Annotated in this window: 15 protein-coding genes; 13 read left to right on the forward strand and 2 right to left on the reverse strand. The window is 50.2% G+C overall.

The window, feature by feature from the left end; genetic code table 11:
• Window positions 1–66: 66 nt before the first annotated feature.
• Window positions 67–813 carry a tRNA(1)(Val) (adenine(37)-N(6))-methyltransferase TrmN gene (trmN, locus tag I2D83_RS06270; RefSeq protein WP_205947730.1) on the forward strand — a complete coding sequence of 249 codons (747 nt, stop codon included), beginning with the start codon at window positions 67–69 and terminating at the stop codon, window positions 811–813.
• Between the two features lie 55 nt (window positions 814–868).
• Here trmN and nadB read toward each other — a convergent pair whose 3' ends face one another.
• Complete coding sequence (nadB, locus tag I2D83_RS06275; RefSeq protein WP_015841249.1) at window positions 869–2,470, reverse strand: L-aspartate oxidase; 1,602 nt, start codon at window positions 2,468–2,470, stop codon at window positions 869–871.
• Window positions 2,471–2,830: 360 nt separating this feature from the next.
• Between nadB and rpoE the strand changes: the two genes are divergently transcribed.
• The 11 genes from rpoE (at window position 2,831) to acpS (ending at window position 12,418) form a co-directional block, all read left to right on the forward strand.
• Window positions 2,831–3,406, forward strand: a complete 576-nt coding sequence (gene rpoE / locus I2D83_RS06280; RefSeq protein ID WP_005973561.1) for an RNA polymerase sigma factor RpoE — start codon at window positions 2,831–2,833, stop codon at window positions 3,404–3,406.
• 59 nt (window positions 3,407–3,465) lie between these two features.
• The gene (gene rseA / locus I2D83_RS06285; protein ID WP_015841248.1) at window positions 3,466–4,113 is read left to right on the forward strand and encodes an anti-sigma-E factor RseA; all 648 of its coding nucleotides are present in this window, start codon (window positions 3,466–3,468) and stop codon (window positions 4,111–4,113) included.
• Window positions 4,113–5,075 carry a sigma-E factor regulatory protein RseB gene (rseB, locus tag I2D83_RS06290; protein ID WP_180779604.1) on the forward strand — a complete coding sequence of 321 codons (963 nt, stop codon included), beginning with the start codon at window positions 4,113–4,115 and terminating at the stop codon, window positions 5,073–5,075. The genes rseA and rseB overlap by 1 nt, the downstream gene beginning before the upstream one ends.
• A complete protein-coding gene (gene rseC / locus I2D83_RS06295) occupies window positions 5,072–5,524 on the forward strand; it encodes a SoxR-reducing system protein RseC (RefSeq protein WP_181830579.1) in 453 nt (150 codons plus the stop codon). The genes rseB and rseC overlap by 4 nt, the downstream gene beginning before the upstream one ends.
• 296 nt (window positions 5,525–5,820) lie before the next feature.
• A complete protein-coding gene (gene lepA / locus I2D83_RS06300) occupies window positions 5,821–7,620 on the forward strand; it encodes a translation elongation factor 4 (RefSeq protein WP_015841245.1) in 1,800 nt (599 codons plus the stop codon).
• 16 nt (window positions 7,621–7,636) lie between these two features.
• Window positions 7,637–8,602, forward strand: coding sequence for a signal peptidase I (gene lepB / locus I2D83_RS06305; RefSeq protein ID WP_181830578.1), 966 nt, complete (start codon window positions 7,637–7,639; stop codon window positions 8,600–8,602).
• 292 nt (window positions 8,603–8,894) lie between these two features.
• The gene (gene rnc / locus I2D83_RS06310; RefSeq protein WP_010280465.1) at window positions 8,895–9,575 is read left to right on the forward strand and encodes a ribonuclease III; all 681 of its coding nucleotides are present in this window, start codon (window positions 8,895–8,897) and stop codon (window positions 9,573–9,575) included.
• Window positions 9,572–10,477, forward strand: coding sequence for a GTPase Era (gene era, locus I2D83_RS06315; RefSeq protein WP_015841243.1), 906 nt, complete (start codon window positions 9,572–9,574; stop codon window positions 10,475–10,477). The genes rnc and era overlap by 4 nt, the downstream gene beginning before the upstream one ends.
• Window positions 10,478–10,488: 11 nt before the next feature.
• Window positions 10,489–11,226, forward strand: a complete 738-nt coding sequence (gene recO, locus I2D83_RS06320) for a DNA repair protein RecO (protein WP_015841242.1) — start codon at window positions 10,489–10,491, stop codon at window positions 11,224–11,226.
• An 80-nt stretch (window positions 11,227–11,306) separates the two neighbouring features.
• On the forward strand, window positions 11,307–12,038 hold the full coding sequence (gene pdxJ, locus I2D83_RS06325; protein ID WP_205947731.1) for a pyridoxine 5'-phosphate synthase: 732 nt from the start codon (window positions 11,307–11,309) through the stop codon (window positions 12,036–12,038).
• Window positions 12,038–12,418, forward strand: a complete 381-nt coding sequence (gene acpS, locus I2D83_RS06330; protein WP_015841240.1) for a holo-ACP synthase — start codon at window positions 12,038–12,040, stop codon at window positions 12,416–12,418. The genes pdxJ and acpS overlap by 1 nt, the downstream gene beginning before the upstream one ends.
• 18 nt (window positions 12,419–12,436) lie before the next feature.
• Here acpS and I2D83_RS06335 read toward each other — a convergent pair whose 3' ends face one another.
• Window positions 12,437–12,697 (reverse strand): YfhL family 4Fe-4S dicluster ferredoxin, encoded by a 261-nt coding sequence (locus I2D83_RS06335; RefSeq protein WP_015841239.1) that lies wholly within the window; start codon window positions 12,695–12,697, stop codon window positions 12,437–12,439.
• Window positions 12,698–13,165: 468 nt separating this feature from the next.
• Between I2D83_RS06335 and pdeH the strand changes: the two genes are divergently transcribed.
• Window positions 13,166–13,957, forward strand: coding sequence for a cyclic-guanylate-specific phosphodiesterase (gene pdeH, locus I2D83_RS06340; protein WP_015841238.1), 792 nt, complete (start codon window positions 13,166–13,168; stop codon window positions 13,955–13,957).
• Window positions 13,958–13,975: the final 18 nt, after the last annotated feature.

The following is a 13,975-nucleotide window of genomic DNA, read 5'->3' on the forward strand; positions in this document are numbered from 1 at the left end:
ACGGCACTTTTCCTGTACTGGCGTTTCACCTATGCTACTGCGGTTTGCGTTTGGAATCTTATTTTCATGAGTCATCAGGCTGATAATAAACTGACATTGCGTCGGGATGGATTTACCTTCAAGCAATTCTTTGTGGCGCACGATCGCTGTGCCATGAAGGTGGGAACCGATGGTATTTTGCTGGGGGCTTGGGCACCGCTGTCCTCAGTGATGCGGATTCTGGACATCGGCAGTGGTTCCGGCCTTCTTGCGCTGATGCTGGCGCAACGTTCTGACACGCATGTTCGGATCGATGCCGTCGAGCTCGATAGTGCAGCGAGTCAGCAGGCGAAGGAAAATATTTCCGCCTCGCCATGGGCTGACAGAATCGCGGTCTACGCTGAAGATATTATCGATTTTGCTGATACGCGAAGCGCCGACTATTCGTTGATTATCAGTAATCCGCCTTATTTCCCTCCGGGGATCGCGTGCGGCTCGGCTGAGCGTGAGCAGGCGCGTTATACCACCTTGTTAACTCATGAGGCGTTGTTGCGCTGTGCGCATCAACTGCTGATGCCCGATGGGCTTTTTTGCGTGGTGCTGCCCATTCAGGTTGCGGAGAACTTTATTCCGTTGGCACAGCAGCATAACTGGTATGTTCATCAGCAGCTTCGCGTATCAGAACAGGAAGATAAACCCGCGCACCGTGTTTTGCTGGCGCTGTCTCGTCAGGAAAAAGAATGTGTGAATGCTTCGCTGGCAATTCGTGATGAAGAAAGGCGCTATTCGACGGCTTTCCAACAGCTGACAAAAGATTTTTATCTTTTTATGTAGATGGCAGACGCCTCATCGCCGCGTCTGCCTTTTCTGAGCGAATTATTTTTATGAACTACGGCACCAGAATGGTTGGCGTCGGCGCTTCGAACTGTTCTGGATAGTCCAGAGTATAATGCAGCCCGCGGCTTTCTTTTCTTTCCAGCGCGCAGCGGACAATGAGTTCGGCGACCTGCACCAGATTACGTAGTTCCAGCAAATTGTTGGAAATACGGAAGTGGGCGTAGTACTCATTGATTTCCTGCTGAAGCAGATGAATGCGGCGCTGTGCTCGCTCCAACCGCTTCGTCGTCCGCACGATCCCAACGTAATCCCACATAAACAGACGCAGTTCATGCCAGTTATGCTGGATCACTACCTGTTCGTCGGAGTTGTCGACCTGGCTTTCATCCCAATCCGGTAATTTTTTCACCGCTTTGATTTGCGGTAAGCGCTGCAAGATATCCTCGGCGGCTGACCAGCCGTAAACCAGACATTCCAGTAATGAGTTGGATGCCATGCGGTTTGCACCGTGCAACCCGGTGTAGCTGACTTCGCCAATCGCATACAGGCCGTCAAGGTCGGTACGCCCGTGCTGGTCGACCATCACGCCGCCGCAGGTATAGTGCGCTGCGGGTACGATCGGTATTGCTTCACGCGTTAGATCGATACCGAGAGATTGCAGCTTTTCATCAATGGTAGGGAAGTGCTGTTTGATGAACGCTTCGGGCTTGTGGCTGATATCCAGATACATGCAGTCTGCGCCAAGCCGTTTCATCTCATGGTCAATTGCGCGGGCAACCACATCGCGGGGGGCGAGCTCGCCTCTGGCGTCGAAATCGGGCATAAAGCGCGTGCCGTCAGGGCGTTTAAGGTACGCCCCTTCACCGCGCAGCGCTTCCGTCAGCAGGAAGTTTCGCGCCTGCGGATGGAACAGACAGGTTGGATGGAACTGATTGAATTCCAGATTCGCCACGCGGCAGCCTGCGCGCCAGGCCATGGCGATGCCATCGCCAGAGGAAATATCGGGATTGGTGGTGTATTGATAAACTTTGGACGCTCCACCCGTCGCCAGAACCACCGTTTTTGCCCGGCAGGATTCGACGCGTTCCTGTTCACGGTTCCATATATAAGCACCGACAATACGGCGTGTTCCGGGCAGACCCAGTTTATTCGAGGTAATCAAATCGACGGCGTTGCAGCGTTCCATAATCCGAATATTCGGATGGGATAACGCTTTCTGCACCAGCGTGTTCTCTACTTCTTTTCCGGTCGCATCCGCTGCGTGCAGAATTCGACGATGGCTGTGTCCGCCTTCGCGCGTGAGGTGGTAGCGTTCTTCACCGCTGGTGCTGGTTTCGGTATCGAATAGCACGCCTTGTTCGATAAGCCATTGCACGCAGTGTTTGGCATTGCTGGCGATAAACTCAACGGCTTCCCGCTCACACAGGCCATCGCCAGCGATCAGCGTATCATCGATATGGGAATCAATCGTGTCAGTTTCATCGAAAACGGCTGCGATGCCGCCCTGAGCATAAAACGTCGCGCCTTCGTTGAGTGGGCCTTTGCTTAATACCGTCACGTTGGCCTGAGAAGCCAGACGCAGCGCCAGTGAAAGCCCGGCAGCACCGCTGCCAATGATTAAAACATCACAGACGTATTCAGTGGTCGTTTGCATGGTCGTGTCGTGGATGCAAAAAGAAGAGGAAACCCGATGTTAGCACCCAATGGTTGATTGCTGTATTGGTTTTTAGCTCCCTCTCTACGCTATAAATAAGCGAATGGTGGAGCATGGTGAATCGTGCGAATACCCTGGATTTATCGTATCATCCTCGGAAGAGCGTAGATCCTCAGATGAAGAGAATGCGTCATGATACGCATCGCAAAGACGAGTAACGGCGCTAAGCAAAAGAAAAATGATGACCCGGAACTTTATTGGATGTCTTGGTTCTAATTAGGAGCTTGCTCTAAATATGACTTATATAACTGGCAGTACTATTTTACGCGTGGAGAACGGTTTGAGTAGAGATTACCTCGGATGAGCGAGCAACTGGCAGATCAGGTTCTGGTCGAGCGAGTCCAAAAAGGCGATCAAAAATCGTTTAACTTGTTGGTCGTTCGTTATCAGCATAAGGTAGCGAGCCTGGTATCGCGGTATGTTCCTCAGGGTGACGTGCCGGACGTGGTACAGGAATCGTTTATTAAAGCCTATCGCGCGCTAGAGTCATTTCGCGGCGATAGTGCGTTCTATACATGGCTGTATCGTATCGCAGTGAATACGGCCAAGAATTATTTGGTAGCTCAGGGACGCCGTCCGCCTTCCAGCGACATTGATGCGAATGACGCGGAAAACTATGAAAATGCGGGCGCGCTGAAAGAAATATCGAACCCTGAGAATTTAATGTTGTCAGAGGAATTACGAAGCATAGTTTTTCGCACTATCGAGTCTTTGCCGGAAGATTTACGTTTAGCGATTACGCTGCGCGAATTGGACGGTTTAAGCTACGAAGAGATTGCCGTGATTATGGATTGTCCCGTCGGCACTGTTCGTTCTCGTATTTTCCGGGCGCGGGAAGCTATTGATAATAAAGTACAACCGCTTATTCAGCGCTAGCGAGTTTTTTCAGCTATCCGCGTGACTAATGATGGATTTGACAAGGTAAGGGTGTCGGTATGCAGAAAGAGAAACTTTCCGCTTTAATGGATGGCGAAGCAGTTGATTCCGAACTGCTAAACGCATTGTCTCGTGATGATGCGTTGCAGCAAAGTTGGCAAAGTTATCATCTAATCCGCGATGCGATGCGTGGTGATGTCAGTGAAAATGTGATTCACCTGGACATCGCTTCTCGTGTTGCCGCCGCAATCGAAAAAGAACCCGTTCGTCTGGTTCCACAAGCGCAGCCTGAATCTCAGCCACAACCTGTTGAGTGGACGAAGATGCCGTTCTGGCACAAAATCCGCCCGTGGGGCAGTCAGCTGACACAAGTCGGCGTCGCCGCCTGCGTATCTTTAGCAGTGATCGTTGGTGTACAGAATTACCAGCAGGGTGATGCCTCTGAACACGTTGTCGAATCCGGTGTGTTTAGTACTTTACCTGCGATGGGTACTGCCTCTCCTGTCAGTCTGGGCGTGCCGTCAGAAAATGTTGCTCCTCACAGCGGTCAGCAGAAATCTGATATGCAGCGTAACCGCCTTAACGCCATTTTACAGGACTATGAATTACAGCGCCGACTGCATGCTGAACACGCTCTGCCACAGGACGATCAGCAAGCGGCCATTCAGGTTCCCGGCACTCAATCATTAGGAACGCAGCCCCGGTAATGAAGCGTGCTTGGTCCGCCGCCTGTTTTCTGATTGGCAGCCTGTTTTATTCTACTTTCGCCCCGGCTCAGAATGTTGAGCCGGGCGCGTTGCTGCAACAGATGAACAGCGCAGTTCGTTCTCTGAATTACGAAATTTCCTTTATCAACATTACCCTGCAAGGATTTGAGTCCGTACGGTATCGTCATGCCGTGGTCAATAACCGTTCCTTAGCGCAACTGCTATTTATGGACGGGCCGCGACGCGAGATCGTGCTGCGTGGTAATGAGGTTAGCTACTTCGATCCTGGTTTTGAGCCATTTACGCTTACCAGCGATCATATCGTTGACTCTCTCCCTTCTCTGGTCTTTGCCGATTTCCAGAAACTATCGCCTTATTATGACTTTATTCCCGCTGACGGACGGGTGCGCATTGCCGATCGTCTGGCATCCGGAATTCGGGTCATTTCACGCGATGGCACACGTTACAGCTATATGGTGTGGATTGATGCGGAATCGAAACTTCCATTGCGTATCGATTTACAAGATCGCAACGGTGATAAGCGGTTGGAACAATTCTTAACGACATCGCTGATTGTTGATGATGATGTCGTTAGTGTGATGCGTCCGCTGGAAGGGATCAAACTTCCTCCCGTGTTACCTACGCCTGCTGCGGACAAAAGTGATTTTACCTGGGAGCCTGAATGGCTACCTGCTGGGATGAAAGCTCTTTCACACAGCAAAAAAGTATTGCCAGGCTCGTCCATTCCGATCGAAACTCGTCTCTATAGCGATGGTTTATTCAGTTTCTCCATTAACATCAGCCCGTCTTCTGATGTGAGTGAAGAACAGTCGCTGCTTACGGGGCGACGCTCCATTCATACTGTCATGAAAGGCAATCGCGAGATTACCGTCGTCGGTGATATTCCACCTTCTACGGCTAAACGGGTGGCTGACAGCATTATTTTGAAGGGGCAACCGTGATCAAAGAATGGGCGACAGTCGTTTCATGGCAGAATGGCATTGCGGAGCTGCGGTGTGAGCCGAGCTCGGGGTGCGGTAGCTGTAAATCCCGCTCGTCGTGTGGGACCGGCTTATTAAGCCAGCTTGGGCTTTCTGCCGAAAATACGCTGTATGTGCCTTACGAGCGGCCTTTAGAAGTCGGACAAAAAGTTGAATTGGGGATTTCTGAGGGGCGTCTGCTGTTTTCTGCCGCTCTGGTTTATTTCGTTCCGCTGGTCGGGTTGCTGATCGGTGCGGCGATCTGTCAGACGTTATTCGGTACCGATCTGGCTGCCGTCATTGGCGCGTTGTTGGGCGGTGGGCTGGCGTTTATCGGCGTGAAGCGCTGGGCGAAACAGTTGGGTAAGAATAAACGTTATGAGCCCGTTATCCTGCAAATTGCATTGCCTGGCACGCTGTTACAAAATTGACCTGCTTAACTGAGCGTAAACGGCGCGCGGTGCGGAAACATTGTTCACACGTTTGTGATTTTTCGACACGATATTTACCACGTAATGACACTTTACTTCCTGCTTTCCTCTCGTTGTTCTGCTATTCCAAATAAAACCGTCATAATCAAAGGGAATGCACCGGACATGACTAGGTTTTCACGCCTCTCGCATGTAGAATGCTGCGATTCAGGTGGAATAACATCGCTGCTGTTTTCACCTATGCGCATGCCCATCGGCAAGAATTTCAGGAATATCAAGGTAGAAAAATTTTTATAATGAAGCATATACGAAATTTCTCCATTATTGCCCATATCGACCACGGTAAATCAACGTTATCTGACCGTATTATCCAGATTTGCGGCGGTTTGACCGAGCGTGAAATGGCTGCGCAGGTTCTGGATTCTATGGATCTGGAACGTGAACGTGGAATAACGATTAAAGCGCAAAGCGTAACGCTGGATTATAAAGCGCAGGACGGCCAAACCTACCAGTTAAACTTCATCGATACGCCGGGGCACGTTGACTTCTCTTATGAAGTTTCCCGCTCGCTTGCTGCCTGTGAAGGTGCACTGCTCGTTGTTGATGCTGGACAGGGTGTTGAAGCGCAAACGCTGGCTAACTGCTATACCGCGCTGGATATGAATCTGGAAGTGGTGCCGGTTCTGAACAAAATCGACCTGCCTGCCGCTGACCCAGATCGTGTTGCTCAGGAAATTGAAGATATTGTCGGCATTGATGCCACCGACGCCGTGCGCTGTTCCGCTAAAACGGGGATTGGCGTGCCGGATGTTCTGGATCGTCTGGTGCGTGATATTCCACCGCCAGAAGGCAGCCCTGATGAGCCGCTGCAGGCGCTGATTATCGACTCCTGGTTCGATAACTACCTTGGCGTTGTATCGCTGGTACGTATCAAAAACGGCACAATGCGCAAAGGCGACAAAATTAAGGTGATGAGTACGGGCCAGGTTTATAACGCTGACCGTCTCGGTATTTTTACACCGAAGCAGATCGACCGCGATGTACTGAACTGCGGTGAAGTAGGCTGGTTGGTTTGTGCTATCAAAGATATTTTGGGTGCGCCGGTCGGGGATACCCTGACGCTGGCTCGTCAACCGGCTGAAAAAGCGCTGCCGGGCTTCAAGAAAGTCAAACCGCAGGTCTATGCCGGTCTGTTCCCGATTAGCTCCGATGACTATGAGTCATTCCGTGATGCGCTGGGCAAACTGAGTCTTAATGATGCCTCTCTGTTCTATGAGCCAGAAAGTTCTACCGCGCTGGGCTTCGGCTTCCGCTGCGGCTTCCTGGGTCTGCTGCACATGGAGATCATTCAGGAACGTCTGGAACGTGAATACGATCTGGATCTGATCACTACGGCACCGACGGTGGTGTATGAAGTTGAGACGACGGCTAAAGAAACCGTTTATGTCGATAGCCCTTCTAAACTTCCGCCGCTGAATAATATTCAGGAATTGCGTGAGCCGATTGCTGAGTGCCACATGCTGCTGCCCCAGGAGTATCTGGGCAACGTGATTACGCTTTGTATCGAGAAGCGTGGCGTCCAGACCAACATGGTGTACCACGGTAATCAGGTTGCGCTAACCTATGAGATTCCGATGGCCGAGGTGGTGCTCGATTTCTTTGACCGTCTGAAATCAACGTCTCGTGGTTATGCATCGTTGGATTACAGCTTCAAACGCTTCCAGACATCAGACATGGTGCGTGTTGATGTGTTGATCAACAACGAACGTGTGGATGCATTGGCGCTGATCACGCACCGTGATAATTCACAATATCGTGGCCGTGAGCTGGTCGAAAAAATGAAAGATCTGATTCCGCGTCAGCAGTTTGATATTGCGATTCAGGCTGCGATTGGTAACCACATTATTGCGCGCTCTACGGTTAAGCAATTGCGTAAAAACGTACTGGCCAAGTGTTATGGTGGCGACGTCAGCCGTAAGAAGAAACTGTTGCAGAAACAGAAAGACGGTAAGAAACGTATGAAGCAGGTTGGTAACGTCGAGCTGCCGCAAGAAGCGTTTCTGGCAATTTTGCACGTCGGCAAAGACAGTAAATAAATTCTGAGGAGTTGGCATGGCCAATATGTTTGCCGTAATTCTGGCATTGGTGACGCTGGTCACGGGGATTGTCTGGTGTTTAGAGCGCTTTGTCTGGGCGCCTGCTCGCCGGAAAAAGTTTGCTGCCATGAGCGGTGCCGATCTGGCTGATGGCGCGGTTTCATCGAAAGCCATTCCACAACCTGGCTGGATTGAAACTATCGCATCCGTATTCCCGGTTGTGGCTTTGGTATTGGTTGTGCGCTCCTTCATTTATGAGCCGTTTCAAATTCCATCAGGTTCGATGATGCCGACGCTGTTGATCGGTGATTTTATTCTGGTGGAAAAATTTGCCTATGGCATTAAAGAACCCTTCACGCAGAAAACGCTGATCGAAACGGGGCACCCGAAACGTGGCGACGTGGTGGTGTTTAAATACCCGTCCGATCCTAAAGTGGACTTCATCAAACGCGTAGTGGGCGTGCCGGGCGATCGTGTCAGCTATAACCCGATGACCAAGCAGGTAACGATCCGTCCATCCTGTCAGGGGCAGCAGGCGTGTGATACGGCACTGGCAGTTACATATAGCAATGTGCAGCCTAGCGATTTTGTTCAGACCTTCAATCAGCCGGGTATGGAATCGCGTGGCGGTTTCTATCAGGTGCCTGTCAATGACAACAGCGTGGAGGGAGTCCGCATGGGCGCGCGCAAAGAGTCATTGGGCAATGTAACGCATAATATTCTCTTGGTGCCGGGTCAGCAGGATCAGCTCGGTGGTTATTACCAGCAGTCGCAGCAGCAGCTCGCAACATGGGTTGTCCCAGCAGGGCACTACTTCATGATGGGTGATAACCGTGACAACAGTCTGGATAGCCGCTATTGGGGCTTTGTTCCGGAGAGAAATCTGGTCGGTAAAGCCACCGCTATCTGGATGAGCTTTGAGAAGCAGGAAGGTGAATGGCCTACGGGTGTACGTTTGAGTCGCATCGGTGGTATTCATTAAGCGAAGTAAGCATTAACCAAAAATAAGATACAGGCAGCATTCTGATGCTGTCCGTTGTAGAATATTTTTTGAAACGCTCTTTTTGAAAGAACATGCCCTAAATAATGCGAGTTGCAGAACAAAACGTGTTCGTTTGCACAAGGCTAACGCACAGGCAACACGAGGTATGACGGGCAGAAAGGCAGGCTCCCTTGCGGGGGCCAATGCAAACGAAACAGTTTTGACCGAATTGGTAAGCAGGGCTGTTCCGTATGCTGCTGTTTTTGACGCATCGTTGATCTATTGGTAACACATGAATCCCATCCTGATAAATCGTTTACAAAGAAAGCTGGGCTATACTTTTCAGCAGTACGAGCTTTTGTTACAGGCGTTGACGCATCGTAGCGCCAGCAGCAAACACAATGAAAGACTCGAATTCCTGGGTGACTCCATCCTGAGTTTTGTGATCGCCAATGCGCTGTATCATCGTTTTCCCAAGGTTGATGAAGGGGATATGAGTCGGATGCGGGCGACGCTGGTGCGGGGAAATACGCTGGCGGAAATCGCACGTGAATTCGAACTGGGAGAGTGCCTGCGCCTCGGCCCTGGCGAATTAAAGAGCGGCGGTTTCCGTCGCGAATCGATTCTGGCTGATACGGTTGAAGCGCTGATCGGCGGCATTTTCCTCGATAGCGACATTCAGACTATCGAACGTTTGATCCTGAACTGGTATCAAACGCGGCTGGATGAAATCAGTCCCGGCGATAAGCAAAAAGATCCGAAAACGCGGTTGCAGGAGTTTCTGCAAGGGCGTCACCTACCTCTACCAACCTATCTGGTGGTGCAGGTTCGTGGGGAAGCACACGATCAGGAGTTTACTATCCACTGTCAGGTGAGCGGCTTTAGTGAGTCGGTCATTGGTACAGGATCGAGCCGTCGTAAAGCTGAACAGGCTGCGGCTGAACAAGCGTTGAAAAAACTGGAGCTTGAATGAGCGAAGTACAGACACACTGCGGTTTTATCGCGATTGTTGGTCGACCAAACGTCGGTAAATCGACGTTATTGAATCAATTACTGGGGCAGAAGATCTCCATTACGTCACGTAAGCCTCAGACGACGCGGCACCGCATCATGGGCATTCACACTGAAGGGCCTTATCAGGCTATTTATGTGGATACGCCGGGATTGCACATTGAAGAAAAACGGGCGATTAACCGCCTGATGAACCGTGCTGCCAGCAGTTCAATTGGTGATGTTGAACTGATCATTTTCGTTGTTGAAGGTACACACTGGAACGACGATGATGAAATGGTATTGAACAAGCTGCGCGATCAAAAACTCCCCGTGCTGTTAGCGATCAATAAAGTCGATAACGTCACGGATAAAACCAAGCTGCTGCCGCATATCCAGTTCCTCAGCCAGCAGATGGACTTCCTTGACGTTGTTCCGATCTCTGCCGAGAAGGGCACGAATGTCGATACGATTGCCAGCATTGTGCGTAAGCACTTACCGCAGGCAACGCACCATTTCCCGGAAGATTACATTACCGATCGTTCACAGCGCTTTATGGCATCGGAAATTATCCGTGAAAAACTGATGCGCTTCCTGGGTGAAGAATTGCCTTATTCCGTCACGGTCGAAATCGAGCGTTTCGTGACTAACGAGCGCGGCGGTTATGACATCAACGGCCTGATTCTGGTTGAGCGTGAAGGCCAGAAGAAGATGGTCATTGGTAACAAAGGCGCCAAAATTAAAACCATTGGTATCGAGTCTCGTCAGGATATGGAAGAGATGTTTGAGGCCAAAGTTCACCTTGAGCTGTGGGTTAAAGTGAAATCCGGCTGGGCAGATGACGAACGTGCCCTGCGCAGCCTGGGTTATAGCGAAGATCTGTAAGGTTCACGCCGATGGAAGGCTGGCAGCGCGCATTTGTCTTACATGGGCGACCTTATAGTGAAACCAGCTTATTGCTGGATCTGTTTAGCGAAAGCGATGGTCGCGTGCGCGTGCTTGCCAAGGGTGCGCGAGCCCGTCGCTCTAGCCTGAAAGGGTGTTTGCAGCCTTTCACTCCGCTGCTGGTGCGCTGGAGCGGCCGGGGAGAAGTGAAAACATTACGCAGCGCCGAGCCCGTTTCGCTCGCGCTGCCGTTAACGGGATCGATGCTTTATAGCGGTTTATATGTTAACGAGCTGCTGTCTCGCGTGCTGGAACATGAAACCAATTATTCCGCTCTCTTTTTCGATTATCTCCATTGTTTACAACATCTTGCTGCTCAGGATGCGTCTCCTGAACCTGCATTAAGGCGCTTTGAATTAGCGTTGCTGGGTTATCTGGGATACGGCGTTGATTTCCTGCATTGTGCCGGTAGCGGTGAACCTGTGGCCGATACCATGACCTATCAATATCGAGAGGAAAGGGGATTTATTGCCAGTCTGGTGGTCGATAATAAAAGCTTTACCGGGCATGAGTTACGTTCGCTGGCATCGCGTGAATTTCCTGATAACGGTACACTGAAGGCGGCAAAGCGTTTCACTCGCATCGCATTAAAGCCGTATCTGGGGGGGAAACCGTTGAAAAGTCGCGAACTGTTCCGTCAGTTTGTTCCTGCTGCTAATTTGTCCAAACCCACGTCTTCTGATAAATAATCCCGTCTCCTCTGTACCCTGCTGCTGTGACATCGGTGTAAACTGCCACGTAACGTGCATGACTTTACCGAGGATTTATCATGGCTGAACTGCTGCTTGGCGTTAACATCGATCACATTGCAACGCTGCGTAATGCGCGTGGGACGGCGTATCCCGATCCTGTTCAGGCGGCGTTTGTCGCTGAGCAAGCGGGAGCGGACGGCATCACGGTGCACTTACGTGAAGATCGCCGCCATATTACGGATCGTGATGTGCGGATCCTGAGAGATACGCTCCAAACTCGCATGAACCTTGAAATGGCTGTCACCGAAGAAATGCTGAATATTGCCTGTGAGGTGAAGCCGCATTTTTGCTGTCTGGTGCCGGAAAAACGCCAGGAAGTGACAACTGAAGGCGGGCTGGATGTCGCGGGACAGCAGGAAAAAATCAATAACGCGGTTGCCAGACTCAGCCAGGCTAACATATTGGTTTCGCTATTTGTTGATGCGGATAAACGACAAATTGATGCCGCCGTTGCCAGCGGTGCGCCTTATATCGAAATTCATACCGGTGCCTATGCCGATGCGCCAGATGATGAAGCGCGTCAGTATGAATTCGAGCGCATTCGTGATGCGGCAACTTATGCTGCGGCGAAAGGGCTGAAAGTCAATGCTGGCCACGGTTTGACGTACCATAACGTGCAGCCGATTGCTGCGCTGCCGGAAATGCACGAATTAAATATCGGGCATGCGATTATCGGACGTGCGGTGATGAGCGGATTGAAGGATGCCGTTGCTGAAATGAAGAATCTGATGCGGGAAGCACGTCGCTGATGGCGATTCTCGGGCTCGGAACGGATATTGTCGAAATTGCTCGAATTGAAGCGGTGATTGAACGTTCAGGCGAGCGATTAGCTCGCCGCGTTCTGACTGATGCTGAATGGGCGCATTATCAGCAGCATCAGCAGCCTGTCCGTTTCCTCGCCAAGCGCTTTGCTGTGAAAGAGGCGGCAGCGAAAGCTTTCGGTACCGGCATTCGCAACGGGCTCGCGTTCAACCAGTTTGAGGTTTTTAATGACGAACTGGGTAAACCCTGTCTGCGGTTTTTTGCTAAAGCGGCAGAGCTGGCTGAACAGATGGGCGTCAGACACGTCCATGTCACGCTGGCTGACGAAAGACGCTATGCCTGTGCGACGGTGATTGTTGAAAGTTGATCGTCTGTAAACCGATGCTTAAATCCTGTCGGCATGGTGCATGAGCACATATTTTTCCCACAGCTGCTCATTACCTTCCATATGATTTGGATCTTTAACGATCGTGTTGTCGATCGGGCAGACCTTCTGACACGTCGGTGTGTCATAGTGGCCAACGCACTCCGTACAGCGAGTGGTATCAATTTCATAAATGTCCATGCCCATGGAGATGGCCTGATTAGGACACTCGGGCTCACACATGTCACAGTTGATGCATTTATGGGTGATGAGTAACGCCATGATGTTCTTCTACCTTACAAACAGGGCGCAGATTATACCCGTTGGGGCTCGTTTAAACACGCGTAACCGTCATTGATGGGAAATATACTGGTGAATTGATTCCTATTGCCTTTGGTGCGCCCTTTTTCTGGGCGGTTTGCTGAGGGCTCTGCGTGTTTTCGGATGCCCTCAACATGTCGCTTATTGGCTGCATAAATAGTGAGGTTACAGGGTAAAATTACCATCTGTTCGTTAAATTGGTTTCATACGCATGCTTTAGACTGTATGAATCAGCCAGTGCGACTGTGTTTCTTGGGTTTTAATTTATTGATTTACAATTTAAATAAATTAGTTGTGATATTGAACCACTTATTTTTGTAATATCATGGACATTGATTTAATCGGTATTGCCGATGAAGTTTGCATCTGGAGAGTCGATGACGGTGCATGTCCGTATGATATAATTTTATAACTAATAGTGTCAGTTTAATGGCGGAACTCATAGTGCAGCAGGAAGGTCATCTTAATCAGGTTGGGACAGGGTTTTTCCAACAGGGAAGCGAGGAGTCATTAAGCGCTGATTACTGGCATCAATGTCAACGGCGGTATACTTTCCAGCCCATTTACCGAACATCAGGTAAATTAATGGCTATTGAGTTACTGACTTCCGTTTTTTCTCCTACCCTGCCGCAAAAATTTATCTCCCCTGAAAAATACTTCGCGAATATTGATGTTGAAACCCGTCTGTTAATTATTGTAGAACAACTGCAACTTTTATCTCAGTGGAGTTTTCGATTTACTCGCGACGATCTTTTTGCCTCCGTCAATATTGATGGTATGACGCTACTGGCGTTGCAAAATAATCTGGAAGCCAAACGTCTGATCGCGGCGATGCCTTGGATTCGTTTTGAAATGGTCGAAAATCAGGGAGGGCTGCCAAAAGAAATATTAACCAAGCTCCCTGAGGCGCAAACACTGTGGCTGGATGATTTCGGTTGTGGTATGGCGAATTTTTCATCACTGATGCTGGCTCAGTATGATTGCATTAAAGTGGCGCGTGAACTTTTTATTCTTCTCCAACAGAGTGGGGAAGGGAAGACGGTGTTTCCTGCACTGATCGCTTTGCTATCGCGTTTTTGCAATTATGTCGTTATTGAGGGAATCGAAACCAAGGAGGAGTGGGCAATTGTTCAGGCATCGCATGCTTACGCCGCCCAAGGGTACTACCTCTCGCGTCCTCAGCCATTTGAGAATTTTGAGGCGCTGAAGCTCGAACTATAGGTGGTAACCTATTGTTTA

Source organism: Pectobacterium aroidearum (assembly GCF_015689195.1).
In the GTDB taxonomy this organism is placed as follows: domain Bacteria; phylum Pseudomonadota; class Gammaproteobacteria; order Enterobacterales; family Enterobacteriaceae; genus Pectobacterium; species Pectobacterium aroidearum.